The sequence below is a fragment of the uncultured Holdemanella sp. genome, assembly GCF_958348295.1.
Lineage (GTDB): Bacteria > Bacillota_I > Bacilli_A > Erysipelotrichales > Erysipelotrichaceae > Holdemanella.
On record NZ_CATVYQ010000039.1, the window covers coordinates 1 to 22,683 of the forward strand.

At 32.2% G+C, this 22,683-nt stretch carries 26 protein-coding genes and 1 other annotated feature; of the genes, 24 read left to right on the top strand and 2 right to left on the bottom strand.

Annotated features, from left to right (window positions below):
* Positions 1-1,016, top strand: a 1,016-nt coding sequence (locus Q3907_RS07725) for a neurofilament protein (protein ID WP_301897877.1), incomplete at its 5' end; no start/stop codon positions are given.
* Positions 1,017-1,092: 76 nt separating this feature from the next.
* Positions 1,093-1,350 (top strand): hypothetical protein, encoded by a 258-nt coding sequence (locus Q3907_RS07730; RefSeq protein WP_295644530.1) that lies wholly within the window; start codon positions 1,093-1,095, stop codon positions 1,348-1,350.
* Positions 1,351-1,367: 17 nt separating this feature from the next.
* Here the strand turns inward: Q3907_RS07730 and Q3907_RS07735 are convergent, their stop codons facing one another.
* Both Q3907_RS07735 and Q3907_RS07740 read right to left on the bottom strand, forming a co-directional pair.
* Complete coding sequence (locus Q3907_RS07735) at positions 1,368-2,363, bottom strand: isocitrate/isopropylmalate dehydrogenase family protein (protein ID WP_301897878.1); 996 nt, start codon at positions 2,361-2,363, stop codon at positions 1,368-1,370.
* The gene (locus tag Q3907_RS07740) at positions 2,360-3,634 is read right to left on the bottom strand and encodes a citrate synthase (protein WP_301897879.1); all 1,275 of its coding nucleotides are present in this window, start codon (positions 3,632-3,634) and stop codon (positions 2,360-2,362) included. The genes Q3907_RS07735 and Q3907_RS07740 overlap by 4 nt, the downstream gene beginning before the upstream one ends.
* Before the next feature lie 94 nt (positions 3,635-3,728).
* Here Q3907_RS07740 and Q3907_RS07745 point away from each other — a divergent pair, with 94 nt between their 5' ends.
* From Q3907_RS07745 to Q3907_RS07850, 22 genes are all read left to right on the top strand, one after another.
* On the top strand, positions 3,729-5,645 hold the full coding sequence (locus Q3907_RS07745) for an aconitate hydratase (protein ID WP_301897880.1): 1,917 nt from the start codon (positions 3,729-3,731) through the stop codon (positions 5,643-5,645).
* Positions 5,646-5,706: 61 nt separating this feature from the next.
* Positions 5,707-6,603 carry a cation transporter gene (locus Q3907_RS07750; RefSeq protein WP_301897881.1) on the top strand — a complete coding sequence of 299 codons (897 nt, stop codon included), beginning with the start codon at positions 5,707-5,709 and terminating at the stop codon, positions 6,601-6,603.
* Positions 6,604-6,611: 8 nt separating this feature from the next.
* A complete protein-coding gene (locus Q3907_RS07755; protein ID WP_295644519.1) occupies positions 6,612-7,223 on the top strand; it encodes a CpXC domain-containing protein in 612 nt (203 codons plus the stop codon).
* Between the two features lie 8 nt (positions 7,224-7,231).
* Positions 7,232-7,963: a hypothetical protein gene (locus Q3907_RS07760; RefSeq protein WP_301897882.1), complete on the top strand. Its 732-nt coding sequence runs from the start codon at positions 7,232-7,234 to the stop codon at positions 7,961-7,963.
* Between the two features lie 49 nt (positions 7,964-8,012).
* Positions 8,013-8,220, top strand: a binding site (T-box leader).
* Between the two features lie 32 nt (positions 8,221-8,252).
* Positions 8,253-9,359 carry an ATP phosphoribosyltransferase regulatory subunit gene (gene hisZ, locus Q3907_RS07765; RefSeq protein WP_295644517.1) on the top strand — a complete coding sequence of 369 codons (1,107 nt, stop codon included), beginning with the start codon at positions 8,253-8,255 and terminating at the stop codon, positions 9,357-9,359.
* Positions 9,359-10,006 (top strand): ATP phosphoribosyltransferase, encoded by a 648-nt coding sequence (hisG, locus tag Q3907_RS07770; protein WP_295644554.1) that lies wholly within the window; start codon positions 9,359-9,361, stop codon positions 10,004-10,006. The genes hisZ and hisG overlap by 1 nt, the downstream gene beginning before the upstream one ends.
* Entirely contained in the window at positions 9,987-11,267 is a 1,281-nt protein-coding gene (gene hisD / locus Q3907_RS07775; protein WP_301897894.1) for a histidinol dehydrogenase, read from the top strand. Before hisG ends, hisD begins: the two co-directional genes overlap by 20 nt.
* Entirely contained in the window at positions 11,267-12,277 is a 1,011-nt protein-coding gene (locus Q3907_RS07780; RefSeq protein WP_301897883.1) for a histidinol-phosphate transaminase, read from the top strand. Before hisD ends, Q3907_RS07780 begins: the two co-directional genes overlap by 1 nt.
* Positions 12,264-12,845 (top strand): imidazoleglycerol-phosphate dehydratase HisB, encoded by a 582-nt coding sequence (gene hisB / locus Q3907_RS07785; protein ID WP_301897884.1) that lies wholly within the window; start codon positions 12,264-12,266, stop codon positions 12,843-12,845. The genes Q3907_RS07780 and hisB overlap by 14 nt, the downstream gene beginning before the upstream one ends.
* Entirely contained in the window at positions 12,842-13,441 is a 600-nt protein-coding gene (gene hisH, locus Q3907_RS07790) for an imidazole glycerol phosphate synthase subunit HisH (RefSeq protein ID WP_301897885.1), read from the top strand. Before hisB ends, hisH begins: the two co-directional genes overlap by 4 nt.
* The gene (gene hisA / locus Q3907_RS07795; protein WP_301897886.1) at positions 13,442-14,152 is read left to right on the top strand and encodes a 1-(5-phosphoribosyl)-5-[(5-phosphoribosylamino)methylideneamino]imidazole-4-carboxamide isomerase; all 711 of its coding nucleotides are present in this window, start codon (positions 13,442-13,444) and stop codon (positions 14,150-14,152) included.
* The gene (gene hisF / locus Q3907_RS07800) at positions 14,146-14,901 is read left to right on the top strand and encodes an imidazole glycerol phosphate synthase subunit HisF (protein ID WP_301897887.1); all 756 of its coding nucleotides are present in this window, start codon (positions 14,146-14,148) and stop codon (positions 14,899-14,901) included. Before hisA ends, hisF begins: the two co-directional genes overlap by 7 nt.
* Positions 14,898-15,230, top strand: coding sequence for a phosphoribosyl-AMP cyclohydrolase (gene hisI / locus Q3907_RS07805; RefSeq protein ID WP_295562442.1), 333 nt, complete (start codon positions 14,898-14,900; stop codon positions 15,228-15,230). The genes hisF and hisI overlap by 4 nt, the downstream gene beginning before the upstream one ends.
* The gene (locus tag Q3907_RS07810) at positions 15,223-15,729 is read left to right on the top strand and encodes an NUDIX domain-containing protein (protein ID WP_301897888.1); all 507 of its coding nucleotides are present in this window, start codon (positions 15,223-15,225) and stop codon (positions 15,727-15,729) included. The genes hisI and Q3907_RS07810 overlap by 8 nt, the downstream gene beginning before the upstream one ends.
* A gap of 363 nt (positions 15,730-16,092) precedes the next feature.
* Positions 16,093-16,476 carry a hypothetical protein gene (locus tag Q3907_RS07815; RefSeq protein ID WP_301897889.1) on the top strand — a complete coding sequence of 128 codons (384 nt, stop codon included), beginning with the start codon at positions 16,093-16,095 and terminating at the stop codon, positions 16,474-16,476.
* A 76-nt stretch (positions 16,477-16,552) separates the two neighbouring features.
* Positions 16,553-17,329 carry a glutamate racemase gene (gene murI / locus Q3907_RS07820; RefSeq protein WP_295561383.1) on the top strand — a complete coding sequence of 259 codons (777 nt, stop codon included), beginning with the start codon at positions 16,553-16,555 and terminating at the stop codon, positions 17,327-17,329.
* Positions 17,326-18,705 carry an aminopeptidase gene (locus Q3907_RS07825; RefSeq protein ID WP_295561382.1) on the top strand — a complete coding sequence of 460 codons (1,380 nt, stop codon included), beginning with the start codon at positions 17,326-17,328 and terminating at the stop codon, positions 18,703-18,705. Before murI ends, Q3907_RS07825 begins: the two co-directional genes overlap by 4 nt.
* Positions 18,706-18,708: 3 nt before the next feature.
* On the top strand, positions 18,709-19,542 hold the full coding sequence (locus tag Q3907_RS07830; protein WP_301897890.1) for a Cof-type HAD-IIB family hydrolase: 834 nt from the start codon (positions 18,709-18,711) through the stop codon (positions 19,540-19,542).
* On the top strand, positions 19,529-20,392 hold the full coding sequence (thyA, locus tag Q3907_RS07835; protein WP_301897891.1) for a thymidylate synthase: 864 nt from the start codon (positions 19,529-19,531) through the stop codon (positions 20,390-20,392). The genes Q3907_RS07830 and thyA overlap by 14 nt, the downstream gene beginning before the upstream one ends.
* Before the next feature lie 7 nt (positions 20,393-20,399).
* Positions 20,400-20,879: a dihydrofolate reductase gene (locus Q3907_RS07840; RefSeq protein ID WP_301897892.1), complete on the top strand. Its 480-nt coding sequence runs from the start codon at positions 20,400-20,402 to the stop codon at positions 20,877-20,879.
* Positions 20,880-20,983: 104 nt separating this feature from the next.
* Entirely contained in the window at positions 20,984-22,177 is a 1,194-nt protein-coding gene (locus Q3907_RS07845; RefSeq protein ID WP_295644497.1) for a BTAD domain-containing putative transcriptional regulator, read from the top strand.
* Positions 22,178-22,197: 20 nt separating this feature from the next.
* Positions 22,198-22,683: hypothetical protein (locus Q3907_RS07850; protein ID WP_301897893.1), on the top strand; the 486-nt coding region annotated here is incomplete at its 3' end.

Consider the following 22,683-nt stretch of genomic DNA (forward strand, 5'->3'; position numbering starts at 1 on the left):
CAACTGCAGCAAAGAAAGCTCCAACTAAAAAGGCAGAAGCTAAACCTGTAGAAGAAAAAAAGGCTCCTGCAAAAAAAGCAACTACAGCAAAGAAAACTCCAGCTAAAAAGGCAAAAGCTAAACCTGTAGAAGAAAAGAAAGCTCCTGCAAAGAAAACTACAACTAAGAAAGCAACTACTAAAAAGGTAACTACTAAAAAAATGACTAAAGAAGAACAATATGCTAAATTATCATTAGATACATGTCTTGATTTAGCAAAAGCTATGTCAATGGATGTAACACGTGATTCAATTATTCAACAATTAATTTTAAATCCAGATGTAAAATCAGTTTCTAAGGATTTGATTAATAAATATCAATTAACAGGTAAATTTAATTTTGAAGAAGATGGATATGATGAAGGTTTAGTTGAAGTACTTGTATCAAAAGTATTTGAAACAGCAGATATTAAACCTCAAAAAGCGGAAGATTTACAAGCTGATGTTAACCGTGCGTTGAATTATACATTTACAGATGTTGTGGCAGATGGAGATGAATATAAGGCTCAATTTGATACAATGCGTAAAGTATTGATGATTGCACAACATAAAGATATTCATGATTCAAAAAAATTAGATGAAGAAATTGGAATTGATGTAGAAAAATTTGTAGAAGAATTCATGAATCTTGCTTATAGCGTATTAAAAACATGGAAATATGAAGATGTTGATTATTATGAACACTTTATATATGCTGTATTATCGCAATTAGAAGATCTACATGATACTTATAGAAATCGAATTATGATGGATGTTGCTGATTTATACATTTTGCATGGTGATTATGGATTAGGAGATGCTGATTATGGTTATATCTTAAGAGAAAACCAAATCAAAGATTATATTTATTATCGTTATGCTTCTATCTATGAAGGTGTAGATAAGGATAAGGCAAAACAAATTGCTAATCAAGCTTTACAGTTTGTAGATGATCGTTTTACTTATTATCCAAATATTATTGCGGTTTTAGAAGGATAAGATGGATTCTACTTGATTTTTAAAGGTGTTTTGCATATGATATATTTTGCGAATACTTTTAATCAAGGAGGATACAATGGCAGCTTCAAAAATTCCTGTATGGATTAAACAATGCCTTGATCAATATGGTAATTGTGCGTGCGGTCGTACTATTACTAAAAAAATTGGTAAGGATAATCTTTTACAAATTCTTGAAAATGAAGGATATCCATGTGAATTGGAAATCTTGAGTGATCAAAAAGACAAGAGTGCATATCCAAAAGATGGAACATATATTTTAACATTAAAAAATCGTCAACCTTTAATGGCTGACGAAGATGAAGACGAAGAATAAAAACTTCGTCTTTTATTTTATAAATTTTTAATAATCTCATCTGTAAATGCATCTGTAGTAGCGATTCCACCAAGATCAAAAGTTAATACCTTCTTTTCTTCAAATGTTTTATTTAAAGCATTTCGAATTTTTGTTGAAACACTTTCCTGATGAAGATCATCTAACATCATACAAGCTGATAATAATAAAGCACTTGGATTTGCAATATGTTTTCCAGCAATATCTGGAGCACTACCATGAACCGCTTCATACATCGCATACTCATCGCCTTTGTTGCAACTTGGAAGTAAACCTAAACCACCAATCAATCCACTGGTTAAATCAGAAACAATATCTCCATAAAGATTTGGCATAACCATTACATCAAATTTTTCTGGATGCATAACAAGTTGCATACAAGTGTTATCAACTATTAATGAATTGGCTTCAATTTGAGGATACTCTTTGGCAATATCTTCAAAAATGTGTAAAAATAAACCATCACTCATTTTCAAAATATTAGCCTTGTGTACACAAGTTAATTTTTTACGATTATTTTTTATACAATATTCAAAAGCAGCCCTAATAATTCTTGTACTTGCTTTTTTTGTGATAATTTTATAGGCATAAACAGTATTTTCATCAATCTGCTCTTCTTTACCAACATATAGATCTTCTGTATTTTCTCTAAATGTCACGATATCGACATTGTCAAATCTAGTAGCAATACATGGATTTGATTTAGCTGGACGAATATTAGCCCATAAATCATATTTGTTTCTTAGTGTTACATTTAAAGAACGAAAGCCTTTTCCTACTGGAGTTGTGATAGGAGATTTTAATAAAATCTTATTTTTTTCGTAAGAGGCAAAAGCTTTTTCTGGAATATATTCTCCCGTTTCCTCATAAACTTTAGCTCCGACATTAAAAATTTCATATTCTAAATCTGCGTTTGCAGCATTTAATACTTTTATGACGGCATCCGTAATTTCAGGACCAATACCATCTCCTTTAAAAACTGTTATTGTAGTCATTTGATTTCCTCCATTTCTCCTACATATACATTGGCAGGGCGTATTAATTTTCGATTTGATTGACGATTTTCTAAATGATGGCTAACCCATCCAGCTGTACGACTAATTGCAAATAATGGCGTAAACAATTCATTTCCAATACCTAATAAAGAATAAACGTAGCCAGAATAATAATCTACATTAGCACATATTTCAATGCCTTTTCTTTCTTTCATAACTTCTATAGCTACTTTTTCAAATGTATGAATACAGTTATAAATTTCTTCTTGTCCTTTATATTTTGCCAATATCTTACATTGTTTTTGAATTAATAGGGCACGTGGATCACTCTTTGTGTAAATTGCATGACCAATTCCATATATTAATCCGCTATGATCAAAAAAGTCTTTATCTAATAAACGATTTGCAATTTTTTTTAGAGTCGTTTTATCTGTAGTAAAACCAACTTCATGGAATATCGCATTAAACATGTTCGTTACCTTACAATTTGCACCACCATGTTTAGGTCCTTTTAATGAACCAATGGCAGCCGAAATACAAGAGTAAATATCTGTACCTGTACTTGAAATAACAACATTGGCAAAAGTAGAGTTATTACCTCCACCATGATCGGCATGAACCATTAATAAAGTATCCATGATCTTAGCTTCTTCAAATGTATATTGATCATTTCCTCTAGCCATGCATAAAATATTTTCAGCTAAGCTTCTATCTGGATAAGGATATGACTTAAATACTTTGTTTCGTGCATATGAAAAAGTGAAAAGCGGAATACTCGCAAGAATATTTAAACCTTTCATCATTCTTTCTTCTAGATCATCTGTATCTGCGCTTGGATCTTTTGCATATAGCTTTAAAACCTCAATCTGAAGTGCATTTAGTATGTTTGGTGTTTCATACTGTAAATCAACAGGGCCCATTTTAAAGTTTAGTAAATAATCTTTAAATTCTTTTAACTGTTCTGCATTTGGTAAAGTGCCAAAAATTAAAAGATAGGCTGTCTCTTCAAATCCACAGATTTTATCTGATGGTTGTTTGTTTACTAAATAATTGATAGGATAACCCCTAAATATTAATTGACCATCGATGTCGTATTTCTTTTCATGAATAATTTTATATCCAATAACATCACATATTTTGGTAAGACCAACTTTGACTCCAGTACCATTTTCGTTTCGAAGACCAGCTTTAACACGGTATCTAGAGTATAAGGAAGAGTCGATGAAATTATGTTCTTCATTATCTTGATAGATTTCTTTTAGCGTTTTCATTTTCTGAAACCTCCTTCCATGTGTTACATATTATAACATAAACTTTCATTTTGTTACATTTTTTGTTATAATTCGTTTTAGGAGGATATTGTCAATGCAAAATTTAACATACAAGATTCTAGATAAACATTTAATTAAAGGAAAGCTAGAAGCTGGAGAACCCATTGAAATTAAGATGGATCAGACGTTAACACAGGATGCCACAGGCACTATGGCATATATGCAGTTTGAGGCTATGGGAGTGAAACAAGTAAAGACAGAATTATCTGTTAGCTATGTCGATCATAATACTCTTCAAAATGGATTTATGAACGCAGACGATCATGCATATCTTCAAAGTGTTGCCAGTAAATATGGTATTTATTTTTCAAAACCTGGAAATGGAATTTGTCACCAAGTCCATTTGGAACGTTTTGCAAAACCTGGAAAAACATTGATTGGATCCGATTCACATACACCTACATCATCCGCAATGGGATGTATTGCGATTGGAGCCGGCGGATTGGATGTTGCAAAAGCTATGGCTGGAATTGGCTATCGGTTAACATGTCCTAAAGTAGTTGAAGTAAAATTAACAGGAACTCTAGCTCATGGGGTTTCTAGTAAAGATATTATTTTAAAATTATTAGAATTATTAAGTGTAAAAGGTGGAGTTGGTAAAGTCTTTGAATATACAGGCGATGGTGTTAAAAATTTGAGTGTTTACCAAAGAGCAACCATCACAAATATGGGAGCTGAACTAGGAGCTACTACATCCATTTTTCCAAGTGATGAAGTTACTCATGAATTTTTGAAACGCCAACAAAGAGAAGAAGATTATATTCCTTTAAGTGCAGATGAAGGTTGTCATTATGATGAAACTGTCAAAATTAATCTTGATGAACTTGTACCATTAGCTGCATGTCCAAATTCACCAGATGCCGTAAAAAATGTATTTGAACTTGCAGGTATGAAAGTAGATCAAGTTGCGATTGGCTCTTGCACAAATTCTGGCTATGAAGATTTAATGAAGGCAGCTGCTATTTTAAAAGGTAAAAAAATTGCCCACAATGTAAGTCTAGTTGTTTCACCAGGATCTAGACAGGTACTTATGAAATTGATTGAAAATGGTGCACTTTCAACATTCGTGTCTTGTGGAGCCAGAATTCTAGAATGTACATGTGGACCTTGTATTGGTATGGGACAAAGTCCAAAAAGTGATGCCGTAAGTTTACGTACTTTTAACCGTAATTTCTATGGTCGAAGTGGAACATTAAGTGCTGGAATTTATTTAGTATCACCGGAAGTGGCTGCAGCAAGTGCAATTACAGGAGTTATTACAGATCCAACAACATTAGAATATGCTGATGAATTTGAAAAAGAACAAAGCTATATTGATGATTCATTGATTTATGCCCCAAGTAATACTCCAGAAAATGTAGAAATTGTTCGCGGACCAAATATTAAACCACTACCCGCAAATATGCCGATGGATCAAACTATTGATAAAAAAGTTGTCATCAAATTACCAGATAATATCACGACAGATCATATTGCACCAGCAGGAGCTAAGGTTTTACCTTATCGTTCAAATATCGAAAAATTATCTACATTCGTATTTGAGAACAATAAGCCTCATTTTGATGAAGTATGTAAAGAAAATAATGGAGGTATTATTGTGGCAGGTGAAAACTATGGTCAAGGATCAAGTAGAGAACATGCTGCACTTGCACCAATGTATTTAGGGATAAAAGCTGTTTTAACAAAATCTTTTGCCCGTATTCATTTGGCTAACTTAGTTAACTTTGGTTTGTTGCCGCTTGTATTTGATGATAAAGCCGATTATGACAAAATCGATGAAATGGATGAATTGAAAATTGAAAATGTCGATTCACTTTATGATTCATTTGATTTAACTGTTGAAAATGTGACAAAGAAAGAAACATATAAAGTGCGTGCGCCTATCAGTAAAGAAGATGTAGATATTCTTATGGCAGGTGGAGCATTGAACTATATTCGTAATCAACAATAGGAACGTTTTATTAAGCGTTCCTTTTTCTTGTGGTATAATGACAAGGAAATTAGGTGAGAGAATGAAAGAGAAAAAGGAACAAATTGTAATGCGTATTTCTTTTTGGTCCGGTGTTGTATTTGCACTTGCAGAATTGATTATGGCTGTTTATTCTAAATCCCAATCAGTTTTGGCAGATACTGTCTATGATTCAACTGAACTTGTAGTCATTGGATTAACGATTTATATTATTCCTTTATTTTATAAACCCGTAACGGAAAAGCATCCCTTTGGATATGCACAACTTGAAAGTATAGTGATTTTATTAAAAGGATTTATGTTCATAGCGGTTATGATGGTTCTTATTATGAATAACGTTCAAATTATGTTGAATGGAGGAAATGAAATTGATCATATGCAAGTATCGATGTTTGAAACGATTTTAACATGCTTTTCAGCATTAATTTTATTCATACTTATGCAAATCAATAAGAAGGTAACCTCTCCTACAGTGGATGTTGAAATTTATGGATGGAAAATAGATGTATTTTCAAGTGTAGGTGTATCGCTTGCGTTTTTCTTATCTTCGTTTTTAACGCATACACCATTCGCTTTTATATCACCATATTTTGATCAGATAGTGGCAATTGTATTGGCATTAGGTATGATGAAAGAACCCATTCAAATGATAGGGGATAGTTTTAGAAGTTTAATGCTTTTAAGTCCAGATGAAGAAGAAGTCACAAAAATAAAAAATATTTCTTCATCCATATTAGATGATTATCCCTATGACCCTGTTTTCTATGATATTACGACTACAGGAAGGAAAATGTGGATATCGATTTACTTCACAACGCGAATTGACACAATGTCTTTTACGGAACTTGAGGTAGCCAATCGAGAACTGAAAATTGCTCTTCAAAAAGAATATGAAGATTGTTTTGTGGAACTTGTTCCTAATGTTTTAGCGAATAAATAGGAGAAATTATGGAAAAGAAAATAAAGTTAGCATGTCCTGAATGTAATCAGGAATTTAATGCAAATATTTATACTTCAATCAACGTACAATTAGATAAGGATATTAAGACAAAAGTGTTGAGTGGAACACTTTTCGACATAGAATGTGAATATTGTCATTCTAAGTTTCATATTCCATATCCTGTTTTATATCATGATATGGAAAAGAAACTTTTGATTCAGTTTACCGAAGAAAAAGATGTAGACTCAAGTAAGATAGCTTTAGATAATGTGAATGTAGATGCAGATTATACAGTACGTATTGTTGATAATGAGCGAGATTGGATTGAAAAAATTTTAATTTCAGATAGTGGATTTGATGATCGTATTATGGAATTATATAAGCTTTTAGTACTTTCCCAATATGAAGATGCTGATAATGTGAATGGTTTATATTATTGGAATATTCAAACATTAGAAAATCCTCATTATGTAATGGTGTTGGATGAAAAAGAAAGTGATAAAATGCATTTTATGCCGTTCCATGAAGGTGTATATAAACAAGTAGAAAAAGTATTCATGTCTGATATTAAACAAGATTATATTATTGATGCGAACTGGGCAGTTTTAAATACAAAGTAGGTGATTCTATGATTGATAGCATTCATGCGTGTGTGGATCTTTTACATGTGGGTTACCATGTAAAAGATGAATATGATCCTATCATTTTAAATGTGTATCATTGTTTAAAAGTAGAGGGTAAAAATGATGAAAAATATATGTTGCACATTGATTCTGTATTAAATAAAAGTATTCATGATTTAGATGAAACAGAAATCTATACATATATTACATATGTGTTTGAAAAAGAAAGTTTTGTACCTTACTTTTTAAAAAGTGTTATAGAATCAGGCTTGTTTAAAGAATTATTATTGCGATATTTATCTTTGAAAGAATCGGATTCTTTACAATGCATAAAATTAAATCGCAGTCTAATAAGTAAATGGCATTATGCAAGTGTATCAGAAGAAGTGGCTCAAAATTTAACAATTAGTGCAAGTGGCCGAGTGTATTTGACTCGATATATCATGACAAAAGAAGGTGTAAAGCCATTAAAGACACAACAATCAAGTATATCTAAAGAGGCTGCATATAACATATTAGAGGCAATATCTAATCTTGATTTAGAATCTAAAGAAGTTGAAGATAATGGATGGCAATTGAAAATGTATAAGAGTGTTGGAGGAAAAAATCGTCTGGTGAAAACAATTGAACATGATGCGAAGAATCCAAATGGATTGAATGAAAGAATTCGTTCGATTCTTCCTTTTGAGCATTTGTTTGTGTTTGGTGGATCTTATTATTCATGGGAGAAAATGTAAAATATTTACATTTGTTATTGACATTTATTTTCAATAAGGCTATATTTTTTTCAAAGCAATGAAAAGAAATAGTAAATCAGTACTGCTTCAAGAGACTTTCTGGCTGGTGTAAAGAAAGAGTAAGGCTGGTTGAACACGTCTTTGAGCTGTAAAGATGAAAATCAGTAGTTTTTAACGTATTCCTGGCGTTATCAGGTATGAGGCTATTATTTAGTAAAATAAGGTGGAACCACGTAAGTATAACTTTCGTCCTTAGGGCGGAAGTTTTTTTGTTTATAAGGAGGTCATTATGCAACAAATACAATTACCACAAGGGATGAAGGATACAATTCTTCAAGAATGTGAAAAGAAAAAATATCTACAAAATATTTTAGAACAAATTTTTGAGTCTTTTGGATATGAAGAAATTATCACACCAACAATTGAATTTTATGAGACTTATGAAAATGCATTTAAAAATATTCAAACTACAGATATGTATAAGTTCTTTGATGAAAATGGAAAAATCTTAACATTAAGAACAGACATGACCGTACCAATTGCGCGTGTATGTGCATCTAAGTTTAAAGATTCAAAGCCTCCATTTCGATATCGCTATACGTCAAATGTATTTAAAGTGCGTCAAAAGTTTGCGGGGAAAAGAAGCGAAGTAACTGATTGTGGTATCGAATTGATTGGTTTAGATTCAAAAAGTGATGTTCAAGTTCTATGTTGTGCTTTAGAAGTAATGAAAAACTTCAAAAACTATACTTTAGAAATTGGAAATGTTCAATTTTTCCAAGCTGCATGTAAAGTGGTTCGATTAAGCACAAATGAAATCAGCGTTCTGGCAAATTTAATAGATAAAAAGAGTATGGTCGATTTAAAAGTCTATTTGGATTCTTTATATTTAAGTGAAAAAATTGTGGATTTCTTCATGCACCTTCCATTTCTTTGTGGAGATGTAAATATATTAGATGAAGCTTATGCTTACTGCTTCGATGATTCATTAAAGAATGTTTTAGATTCAATGAAGGAATGTATTCAATCTTTAAAGGAATTAGGATATTCAGAAAATGTAACAATAGATTTAGGAAAAGTGGCACATCTTGATTATTATACAGGAATCATATTTGAAGGTTATGTATCTGGTGTTGGAACAAGTATTTTAAGTGGTGGAAGATATGATTGTTTGCTAAAGAAATTCGGCCGAGATTTACCAGCTTGCGGCTTTAGTGTAAAGTTAGATCCACTCATTAATCATGTCGATGTACAACCTAAAAAGAAGTTTATAATTTATTATCCTGAATCCAAACAAATCGAAGCTATGAAACAAGCCAATACGTTACGAAAAGAAGGAAGTGTTATATTAGAGCCTTCCTTAGATGAAACAATTTATGTAAAGGAGGTAGAATGATGAGTTTATCTATTGCGTTGACGAAAGGTCGACTAGAAAAACAGACCGTATCGATGTTAGAAGAATTAGGATATGGAATTGAAGCCTTAAAAGATAAGGGTCGTGCACTTGTTTTTAAAGATTCAATCGAAGATATTCAATACTTTCTGGTTAAATCCAATGATTGTATTACCTATGTCAATCATGGTGTTGCCGATATTGGAGTTGTTGGTAAAGACACGATTCTAGAAAATGAGAATGATAATTATGAATTGTTAGATTTAAAAATTGGAAAATGTAAATTCATTGTGGCAAGCTTACCTGAAAATAATTTGTTTTCAAAAGTAGGACATATTAAGATTGGAACTAAATATCCAAAAGTTGCGAAAAAATATTTTTTATCGAAAGGTATGGATGTAGAAATTATTAAGATTGATGGTTCCGTTGAATTAGCTCCTATTCTAGGCTTATGCGATGGAATTGTTGATATTATGGAAACAGGAACAACATTAAAAGAAAATGGTTTAGTTGTATTAGATACAGTATGTGATATCAGTGCTCGTGTCATCGTAAATAAAGCAAGTTTCAAATTAAAACATTCAGAAGTTATGAAAGTGATAGAAGATTTAAGTAGGAAGGTGAATGAAAATGTTGACGCAAATCTATAAAGAAGATAAGGATGCACTAAAAGAATATTTGATGTCTCGAACACAAGATTTAAGTACAGACGTATTAGTGACTGTATCGAATATTATTCAGGATGTTAAAAATAATAAAGATGAGGCATGTTTAAAATACACAAAACAATTTGATAAGGTGTTGTTAGATTCAATGGAAGTGAAGCAAGAAGAACTGGATATGCAGATTTCGAAATGCGATAAAGATTTTATTCGTGCGATGGAATTGGCAAAACAAAATATTGAGGATTTTCACAAACTTCAAAAACAAAATGGATATTTACTTCAAAAAGAAATGGGAATCTATTTAGGACAAAGAGTCCTTCCTTTAGAAGCTGTAGGAATCTATGTGCCAGGAGGACGTGCCCAATATCCAAGTAGCGTTTTAATGAATGCAATTCCTGCAAAAATTGCCGGAGTAAAAAATGTAGTGATGGTGACTCCACCAGACAAAGAAGGAACGATTCACCCTAATATTGCGTATGCCGCCAAACTTGCAGGTGTTGATAAGATTTATAAGATTGGTGGAGCTCAAGCTATTGCAGCTTTAGCTTATGGAACTGAAACGATTGATCGTGTGGATAAGATTGTGGGTCCAGGAAATATTTTTGTAGCAGCTGCTAAAAAATTAGTTTATGGCACAGTTGATATTGATATGATTGCAGGTCCAAGTGAAATCTTAGTTGTAGCAGATGAAAATGCGAATGCAGAATATGTGGCTGCAGATCTATTATCGCAAGCTGAACATGATCCTATGGCAAGTGCCATTCTTTTGACGACAAGCAAAAAACTATTAAGTGAAGTAAATGAACAGCTTTTAAAACAAAGTGCTGTTTTACCTAAAAAAGAAATTGTGGAACAATCCTTAAAAAATTATGGTAAGGCCATTGTATGTGATTCAATTGAAGAGTGTATTTCAATTAGTAATGAGATTGCACCGGAACATTTAGAGTTAATGATTTCAACCCCAATGGAATATTTAAATGAAGTAAAAAATGCAGGTAGTGTGTTCTTAGGATATTATACATGTGAAAGTATTGGAGACTACTTTGGCGGAACAAATCATGTTTTGCCTACTAGTGGAACAGCACGATTTTCAAGTGCATTATCTGTAGATAGTTTTATCAAAAAATCATCTTATTTATATTATTCAAAACAAGCTATTGAAACTTACGCAAAATATATTGAGACTATTGCGAGTGAAGAGCATTTACAGGCACATGCCAATGCTGCAAAAGTGAGGGAAAAGTAATGCAGGGATATAAAACACATGTACAATCTGGCATTTTGTTAAATGCGAATGAAGCAAGTCAAAATGTGGATGAAATTATTAAACAAGAAATTTTAGAGGCGATTTCAAATCTATCCTTAAATCGTTATCCAGATACAACTTGTCAAGAATTACATAGTTTATATGCAGATATTATGAATGTTCCATCTTCTTGGATCTTATCGGGAAATGGATCGGATCAAATGTTAGGCTTTTTGATTCAATATTATTTGCAGGAAAACAAAATACTTTATACTTTGAGTCCAGACTTTTCTATGTATGACTATTATGTAGGGTTGAATCATTCGAAGATTGAAAAATATGAAACAAATCAAGATGGTTCATTTGATGTGGATGCGTTTATTTCAAATGGAAAAGATAAAAAGGTAGATATGATTTTATTTTCAAATCCAAATAATCCTACAGGACATGCGATCACATTATGTGAAATGAAAAAAATTAGTGAAGCCTTTAAAGATATTCCTGTTATCTTTGATGAAGCATATATGGAGTTTGGTAAAGAAAGTGCAATTGGTTTATTAAAAACATATCCAATGGTTTTTGTTTGTCGAACTCTATCTAAGGCCTATGGATTGGCTGGAATTCGTTGTGGATTCATGTTAGGACAACAAGTTGAAAAATTAAGAGATTTATTTATACCATATGCACTAAGTAGTGTGACACAAACCATTGCAAGTGTTGTATTGAAACATACAGATGAATATAAGGATACTATTGCGGCAATTATTTCAGAAAGAGAAAAAATGTATCAAGAAGTAAAGAGATTTAAGAAACTGACAATATATCCATCAAATGCGAATTTCTTGTTTGGAAGAAGTGAAAAAAAAGATTTGTTGCTTGCAATGTTTAAAGAAAAGAATATCACGATACGAAATTATGAAGATGCAAGTTTTCGTATAACGATTGGAACAAAAGAAGAAAATGAAATGGTGTTAGATGTTCTAAGGAGATTTGAATATGCGAATAGCTGAAAAGAATAGAGATACAAAGGAAACAAAAATCTATGAAAAGATAAATTTAGATGGAAATGGAAATAGTGAAATTGATACAGGAATTGGCTTTTTTGATCATATGTTGACATTGTTTGCGTTTCATTCTAATTTTGATTTAGTAGTTAAGGCTGATGGTGATTTAGAAGTATGTGACCATCACACCATTGAGGATTGCGGTATACTATTAGGAAAACTATTTTTAGAAGCATTAGGCGATAAAAAAGGAATTGCTCGTTATGGAAGTATGAATTTGCCTATGGATGAAGTATTGTGTAATGTCACACTTGATATTAGTGGACGTCCATATTTAGTTTTCAATTGCGACTTTAATCGTGAAAATATAGGCACGATGTCTTGTGAAATGGTCGAAGAGTTCTTTAGAGCTTTTAGCGTTTCATCTGGTGTTACACTACATATCAATGTCTTCTACGGGAAGAATGATCATCATAAAGTAGAAGCTATATTTAAAGCGTTTGGTCGTGCTTTAAAACAAGCTGTAAAAATAGAATCGGATAAGATCCCAAGTTCAAAAGGGGTGTTAGAATGATTGGAATTATAGATTATGGTATGTCTAATTTACACAGTGTAAAAAACGCTTGTGATTATTTAGGCCTAGAGAGTGTTGTTTCAAAAGATATTTCGGTTTTATCCAAATGTGATAAATTGATTTTACCGGGTGTTGGAGCTTTTCAAGATTGTATGAATACCTTACATTCGATGAGTTTATATGATTTTATTGAACAACAAGTGAAAAAAGATATTCCTTTATTAGGAATCTGTTTGGGAATGCAGGCCTTGTTTGAATCGAGTGAAGAAAATGGATATTGTCTAGGCTTTGGCTTTATAAAAGGGAATGTTTGTCATATGGAGGATACAAGTGTAAAAATCCCTCAGATTGGTTGGAACGCTTTAGAAAGTAATCAAAATCAAAATATTTTTAAAGAAAATACATATGTGTATTATGTACATTCTTATTATGCCAAAGATATGAATGATGAAGATTTGATTGGATATTCTATGTATGGGAACATGAAAATACCTGGTTTAGTTATGCATGGACATATTATGGGATGTCAGTTTCATCCAGAAAAAAGTGGAAAAGATGGATTAAAAATATTGGAATATTTTGGAAAGGAGTTCTAAATGATTGTATTACCAGCAATAGATATATTAGATGGAAAGCCGGTTCGATTATATCAAGGCGATTATGGTCAATCAAAATGTGTTGCAGAAGATGTATTGGCTTGCGCAAAAACCTTTGAAAAAGAAAAAGCTAGCTATTTGCATGTTGTTGATTTAAATGGTGCAAAAGAAGGAAGTCGTGTGAATGCTAGTTTGATTTGTGAAATTGTAAAGACTTGTCAATTGCCTATCGAAGTAGGCGGGGGAATTCGTACAATGGAAGCCATTGATTTTTATATTGAAAATGGTGTATCCAGAGTGATTTTAGGGACTTCAGCTATCCAGGATATTTGCTTATTAAAAGATGCAGTGAAAAAATATGGTTCAAAGATTGCGGTTGGCTTAGATTGTAAAGATGGTTATGTCTGTACTTCTGGTTGGCTAGAAACGAGTAGAGAATATTATTTGGATTTTGCGAAAAGAATGGAAAAAATTGGTGTGAAGACATTGATCTGTACAGATATTTCGAAGGATGGTACGTTACAAGGACCAAATTTTGAGATGCTAGAAGCACTTAAAAATCATGTATCATGCAACATCATTGCTTCAGGTGGTGTACGTGATTTGTCACACATTCAAAAATGTAAAGATTTAGGTTTATATGGTGTTATTGCCGGTAAGGCAATCTATGAAAAAACATTAGATTTGAAAGAGGCGATAAGCATATGCTAACGAAAAGAATCATACCTTGTTTAGATGTGAAAGATGGTCAGGTTGTTAAAGGTATTCATTTTGTGGGGTTAAAAGAAGTGGGAGATCCAGTTGCCTTGGCAAAAAAATATTATACAGATGGTGCGGACGAATTGGTTTTTTTAGATATTAGCGCAACGGTGGAAAAAAGAAAAACAATGGTCGATGTTGTTAGGCGTGTCGCAAAAGAAATATTTATTCCTTTTACAGTAGGTGGAGGTATTTCAACGATTGAAGATGTGCGCGCTATGTTGATGGCAGGAGCTGATAAGGTGAGTTTAAATAGTGCGGCCATTCGAAATCCTTCCTTAATTGAAGAAGCCAGTAAACGATTTGGTAATCAATGTATTGTATTAGCTGTAGATGCGAAAAAAAGAGCAGATAATACGGGTTGGAATGTTTATGTAGAAGGTGGCAGAAAAGATACAGGAATTGATTGTATGGAATGGATCTTAAAGGGTGTATCTTTAGGAGCAGGAGAAATCTTGTTGACAAGTATGGATGCGGATGGCACTAAAGAAGGCTTTGATCTAGAGTTATATAAAGCTGTTTCTAAAATTGTCAATGTACCTGTGATTGCTTCTGGTGGATGTGGTAAATTAGAAGATTTTAAGTCGGCATTAGAAGTTAGTGATGCTGCTCTTGCGGCCAGTATTTTTCATTACGAAGAATCTAGTGTTCAAAATGTAAAGAAATATCTAAAAGAAGAAGGAGTTGCAGTTAGACTATGATACAGTTGGATTTTAAGAAACAAAATGGCTTGATTCCTTGTATTGTTCAGGATGTGGAAACAAAAAAAGTGCTTATGCTCGCATATATGAATGAGGAAAGTTATAAAAAAACAGTTGAAACAAAACTTGCCACTTATTATTCTCGTTCAAGACAAAGTTTATGGGTCAAAGGAGAAACGAGTGGTCATTATCAGCATGTGAAAAAAATTCGCATTGATTGTGATGAAGATACGATATTGTTAGAAGTCGAACAAGTAGGTGCTGCATGTCATACAGGGCATTATTCTTGTTTTTATAGAGATGAAAATGGAGAGTGCATCGATGAGTGAATTTATTGATTTATATGATAAAGAAAGAAAATTCTTAAATCGAGTGGTTGATCGTACAGCATATTTATTTCAACCTGGAGAATTTATGATGTATGTTTTGGCTGTTTTAGAAAATCAAGATGGAAAATATTTAGTTACACAAAGAGCATTGAACAAGAAATGGGCTGCTGGACATTGGGAAATGCCTGGTGGAGGTGCTAAAAGTAAAGAATCAAGTTTAGATGCGATCAAACGTGAAGTTAAGGAAGAAACGAATCTTGATGTAAAGAATGGTCGAGTTGTCTATTCTTATTTTAATGAGGATAATGATCGACATGATAATTATTTTGTAGATATTTATCATTTTAAATTTGATTTTAAACTAAGTGATGTAGTATTAAATACAAATGAAAGTATAGATTGTAAATGTGTTACTTTAGATGAACTTGTCTTAATGAATGAGAAACAATCTTTTTTGCATTATGAAAGAATTATGAAGGCTTTACAACAAGAAAAATAAGATTAAAATATAAATGTAAGTTCTATGACTGAAACACTACCAACTACTTCCTTTATAGGTCATAGACTGACAAAAGGGTGAGCTTGCTTACCCTTTTTATATGTGCTATCATTTATTTGGCAGTGTGATGAGCTGCCAAAGGGACATGCAGAGCGTGGTAAACTCTGCGAAGGAAAAGTGGATTAGAGGTGTATAGATAAAATGTGGTGGTTTTATCTATACAGAATTTTGTTTGTTTACAAGAACATAATAATATTAGATACAAACAAAATTCATTGTAATATTTATATGGGAATATAAATATTACGGAAAGCGGTTTAAGGAAGTGATGAAAGCCTTAAACCTCTTTTTTTTGGAGGATATATGAAAATTTCAAATTATTTTGCGAAAGAAAAAATGGATGATGCAACATTCATTCAGACATTTATAGAAAAATTAGATGATTTAACGGATGAAGATATTTGTTGGGCAAATTCGGATTTAACTGAAGATAATGAAAATGTTCAATCTTTATTGATGGAGATGGTTCTTTCTTTTTATGCGACAGATTTAGTCAATATGAAAGAGTATGAAGACTACTTGGTAAATAAAGAATTTGAAGCGATGTCATTTAAAGAGCTACAAGCAGCTTTGATTCAATTATTTCATAATGATAGAATTTATCCGGATAGTTTGATTCATAATGGAATTGGAAAAAAAGAATTGTTGAATATCTTAAAAGAAATGAATAATCGATTTAGTCATTGATGCATCCAAGTTTGAGGACTTGGATGTTTTCTTTATACGTTGTATAATTGAAAAGATGAAAAAAGGAGCGTTTTGTATGAATTCGAAAAGTCCAATTGGTGTTTTTGATTCAGGATTAGGAGGAATTAGTGTTTTACACACGATGCATAGCTTACTTCCTAATGAAAATTTAATTTATTTAGGTGACAGTAAGTACAATCCTTATGGAACAAAGACAAAAGAAGAAATCACGAAGCGATGTATTGCGATTTGCGATGAATTTATAAAACAAGATGTAAAGGCAATCGTAATCGCATGTAATACGGCAACAAGTGCTTGTGTGAAACTTCTAAGAGAAAAATATGATGTAGATATCATTGGGATGGAGCCAGCTTTAAAAGTGGCATGTGATCGAGGCGATAATCAAAGAATTGCAGTATGGGCAACCGAACTTACTTTGTCTGAGAAGAAGTTTGCGGATTTGATGAATCGATTTAAAGATGAGCATCATATTATGAAAGTACCTTGTCCAAAGTTAGTAAGAATGGTCGAAGATGACAAATTGGATGACACAAACCTTGTAGAATCTGTATTAAAAGAGTATTTAGTGGCTTGTGACTATAAAAATCTAGATAGTATTGTTCTTGGGTGTACCCATTTTCCTTTTTACACAAAATATTTAGAAAGACTATGCCCAAATATTCATATTATTGAAGGTAGTGTGGGGACAACCTTGCATACTAAGGATTTATTGGAACAAAAAGGCTTGTTAAATATGAGTGATGAAATAGGAAGTATTACTTGGATGAATACAATGGAGTCAAAAATAGAATTATCAAAACGCTTGTTTAAAATGTTGGAGGTAGAAGCATGAGTGAAGTAGTTTGGAATAAATATTCAAAAGAAGAATTTGAAGATGTAATGAAATTTAGTGATGCATACATTGATTTTTTGTCAAATTCTAAAACTGAAAGAGCTTGCGTAAAAAATGCGATTGCATTAGCTGAATCATATGGTTATCGTGATATCAAAGCAGTAATCGAAAATAAAGAAATTTTAAAAGCGCAGGACAAAGTGTATGTAAATATGATGAATAAATCGATTGCGTTGATGCACATTGGTTCAAACCCATTAGAAAAGGGTATGAATATTTTAGGAGCTCATATTGACAGTCCTCGTTTAGATTTGAAACAAAATCCATTATATGAAGATGGAAATCTAGCATATTTAGATACTCACTATTATGGTGGAGTTAAAAAATATCAATGGGTTACTTTGCCTTTAGCAATTCATGGTGTTGTTTGTTTGAAAGATGGTTCAACTGTAGATATTGCGATTGGAGATAAAGAAAGTGATCCAGTATTTGTGATTAGTGATTTATTGATTCACTTAAGTGCCGATCAATTACAAAAAAAGGCAAATGAAGTAATTGCAGGAGAAGACTTAAACGTTACAGTTGGATCGATTCCTTTGGAAAGTGAAGAGAAGGATGCTGTCAAGGCAAATGTGGCTAAAATCTTAAAATCGACTTATGGATTTGAAGAAGAAGATTTTGTTTCAGCTGAATTAGAAGTGGTTCCTGCAGGACGTGCAAGAAGTTGTGGATTTGATTCAAGTATGGTATTAGGTTATGGTCATGATGATCGTATTTGTGCTTATACAAGTTTAATGGCTCAATTAGAAGCAGAAAATGTAAAACGTACAGCCGTTTGTTTATTGGTTGATAAAGAAGAAGTTGGTTCGCAAGGTGCTACAGGTATGCATTCAATGTTCTTTGAAAATTTTGTTGCCGAAGTCATGGAATGTATGGGTGATTATTCTGCATTAAGTGTAAAACGTGCAATGATGAATTCAACTATGCTTTCTAGTGATGTAAGTGCTGCTCATGATCCAATTTATGCATCGGCATCAAGTCCAAGAAATCAAGCTGAATTTGGAAAAGGTATCGTATTTAATAAATATACAGGAGCTCGCGGTAAGAGTGGATGTAACGATGCGAATGCAGAATATATTGCATTGATTCGTCGTATCATGGATGATCACGATGTTGCTTGGCAAACAAGTGAACTTGGAAAAGTAGACCAAGGCGGTGGAGGAACAATCGCTTATATTTTAGCAAACTATGGAATGCAAGTTATTGACTGTGGTGTAGCATTACATAACATGCATGCTCCATTTGAATTAGCAAGTAAAGCTGATATCTATGAAGCAAAAAAAGGATATGCAGCATTCTTAACATACGAAGGATAATTTATGGAACCAATTACTTTGATTGCGACAGATTTAGATGGAACTTTCTTAAATTCAAAAAAGCAGGTATCGGATTTGAATCGTGATGCAGTGTCAAAATTAAAAAATCACGGTATTTTATTTGGGATTGCTTCTGGTCGTCCTGTTGAAACAGTGCGTGCTATGTTAAAAGAATGGCAAATTGAAGATAGTGTAAGCTTTATTATGGGGATGAATGGTGGTGTCTTATATGATTTAAGACAACGTTCAAAAGAAGAGTATCATGTGCTAGATGGAGAAATTGTATTAGATATTATTCATTTCTTTGAGGATCTAGATGTAGATTTCTGGATTTTAGAAGGAGCTACTCGATATACAAATCGTACGAGCATCGAAACACAAGAACATGCACGAATTTTTGGTGAAACAGAAATTGAAATTGATCTTGAACCATATCTAGAGAATAATACTTGTAATAAGTTGATTATTCATTGTGATAAAGAATATATGCCAATTGTATTAGAGCGTGCTAAACAATATAAGAATGAGGCTTGTGTTGGCTTTTTAACAGCCGATAACTTGTTTGAGTATGTAGATCCTAGAATCAATAAGGGATATGGGATTGAAAAGGTCGCAAAGCATTTTGGTGTAAAACTTGAAAACTGTGTTGCTTTTGGAGATGAACAAAATGATATGGAGATGCTTCAAAAGGTCGGTATGGGAGTCTGCATGAAAAATGGCTCTAAGCAAGTTAAAGATTGTGGTGCATTTGTGAGTGCGTATACAAATGATGAAAGTGCCGTGGCTCATTTTATTGAAGAAAATATTTTAAAGGAGGACCTGGATGTCATACTTTGATGATGTATATTGCAAATTATGTAAGGATATTTTAGAAAATGGAGTTCAAGTACATAATCGTACAGGAATTGACACGATTAAAATTCCGAGTGCACATTTCCATTTGGATCTAGCGAAAGAATTTCCTATTTTAACAACGAAACAATTATTTATTCGTCAAGCCGTTACAGAAATGTTATGGATCTATCAAGCACAAAGTAATGATGTTCGTTGGCTTCAAGAAAGAAATGTTCATATTTGGGATAAATGGGAAATCAATGAAAATGGAGACTGGATCGATGAAAATACGGGTAAAGTATTAAAACATTTTGATCCAAGTTTTGCCCATACGATTGGAACCGCTTATGGATATATTGTAAAAAAATATGATTTAATGAATAAGCTTTTGGATTCTTTAAAAAATGATAAAGAAGATCGTAGACGTGTCATTTCTTTATGGCAGGATAGTGAACTAGATACAGCTGTACTTCCAAGCTGTGTATGGAGCTCAGAATGGGATGTGACAGATGGTAAATTAAACATTTGGGTTCATCAAAGAAGTTGTGATGTTCCTTTAGGATTGCCTTTTAATGTTACACAATATGCAGTTTTATTGATGATGGTAGCTCAAGTTACCGGATTAAAACCAGGTACGATTGATTGGTCTATCAAGGATGCACATATTTATATAAACCAGGTTGATGGAATCAAAGAACAGCTAAATCGTTATGAAACAATGGGTTCTTTGCCAGCACCAGAATTATGGTTGAATCCAGATATTACAAATTTCTATGATTTTGATCCTACAAAAGATGTTAAATTGAATGGATACGAGCACATGGGGAAAATCAGTTTTCCTTTAGCACAATAGGTGGTTTATGAAATTAACATTAATTGCAGCAATTGGAAAAAATAATGAACTAGGTAAAAATAATGATATGATATGGCATTTGCCACAGGATTTAAAGTTTTTTAGACAAGAAACTTCAGGTCACACGATTGTGATGGGAAGAAAAACGTTTGAGAGTCTTCCTGGTAAGTTGCCTAAGCGTCATCATGTCGTTATTTCACGAACTTGTTCAAATCTTGGAGACGATATTGAATTGTGTTCGAGTGTTGAAGAATTTATGAATCGCTATAAAGATGTGAATGAAGAAATCTTTTGTATTGGTGGAGGAATGATTTATAGTGAAATGCTTAAATATGCAAGTAGATTAGTATTGACTGAGATAGATGCTTCAGCGGATGCACAAGTGTATTTTCCTAAATTTGATAAATCTTTATATACTAGAAAGGTACTTTCGAATATTGAAGAGAATGGCATTCGTTATCAACATATTGAATATTTAATTAAATAACCATTGGCAGGGAATTTTATGATTCTCTGCTTTTTTGTTTTAGAAATTTATTGTAAAATAAAACTAGGTTAGATACTATATAATTTTTTGAAAGGAGAATCAACATGAGTGATACTTACTATGTAAAAACCTTTGGGGGATTGGAAATCACGAACGATAATGTGACAGTTAATATTGTGGAATTGTTTGGCAAACAATTGGTGAATTTACTGCAAGTGTTATTGTTTCATAGTGAGAAGCCAGTTCAAAAAGATGAATTGATCGATATTTTATGGCCGGAAAGTAAAAATCCATCTAGTGCATTAAAATTCTCTATTTTTAGATTGCGTTCCGAACTAAATGAAATTGATTTTTTTAAGGATAAAGAAGTTATTGTTACGACAAGAAAGGGCTATATCTTAAATCCAAATTTAGATTGGAATATTGATTTTGTAGAATTAGAAAAGGCTTATAATCAAATCAACGAGGGCGCTGAATTGTTGGATGAAAAAGAGTTTAAGATTGCTAGAAAAATATTTAGATTATATCAAGGTCGTTTTTATGCATCACCAAGTCAGCTTCATTGGATTCTACAAAAACAAGAAGTGTTTAGACAGATGTATGTTAAAACAATGATGCGAACATCTTGTTATTTATATACACAAAAGCGTTATGATGAAATGATGCTGATGAATTATCAGGCGGTATTGATTGAACCATTTAATGAAGGTTTGCATTACTATTATATGAAGGGTTTAGTGGCAACACGTAATTATCGTGAGGCATTAAAATACTATGATGAATTAAATGATATCTTCTTATCTGAGTTAGGCACAGGATTATCAAAGCGCTTTAAACAGTTGTACGACATTATTATTGCTGATCACGCAAAAGAAGAAAGTAAAGATATGGAAACAATAATGAAGGAACTTTCAAGTCGTGACCAGCAAAATCAAGGCTTTTTCTGTTCTTATGAGATATTTAAATATTTCTATGAATTGTTATTGAAAATGTCAATTCGTAACGAACAGAACTATTACTTAATTATGCTGCAATTTTCAGATGGTACTTTGGATTATGAGAAAATTGGTTTAGATTTTGATCGCGTAAAAAGATTGGTAAGTTCTTGTTTAAGAAGCAACGATTTATTTACACGTACTAGTGAAACTCAATTATTACTTCTAGTGGATTGTCAAACAGAAGAGAATGCGCATTTGGTTATACAGCGTATTTCGAATAAATTTTATAGTATTTTTAGAAAGAAAAACTATCGTATGAATTACTCAGTTCATAAAGCAGAACTAGATAGAAACAGATAATAGAAAGATGTAGATTGTATATGGATGCAAGTGTATTAAGGAAAAGAATTTACAAACTATTGATCTTCTCTATTTTGATGGTGCTTGGAATTTTATTGATGGCTTTTCTTTTTATCAATCATGCAGACGATAGTTTAAATAAGGCAACATATACAACTATGGATCAAGAAATAGATTTGTGTGTACAACGTGTTTCTTCAAAAAAGAATACAGACTTAGTTTTATTGAATACTTTCGCAAGAAATTTAAATAAGGAAACGGATTTAGATTTCTCATTATTTGAAATGAAAAAAGAGAGTGATTTTTCATCGATTCAATTTATCGATATGAATCATAATGTGTATTCTTCAAAAAAGGATTCTAAGTTTTCGTATAATAATTTATCAGATGAATATAAAGATAAAATTAAGAATGGTTTTTTGGGGAAGCAATGTACATTTAAACAAAAAAATAAGTATTATAAGCTTACATATATAGTGCCTGTTTATGAGAATGAAAATCAGATT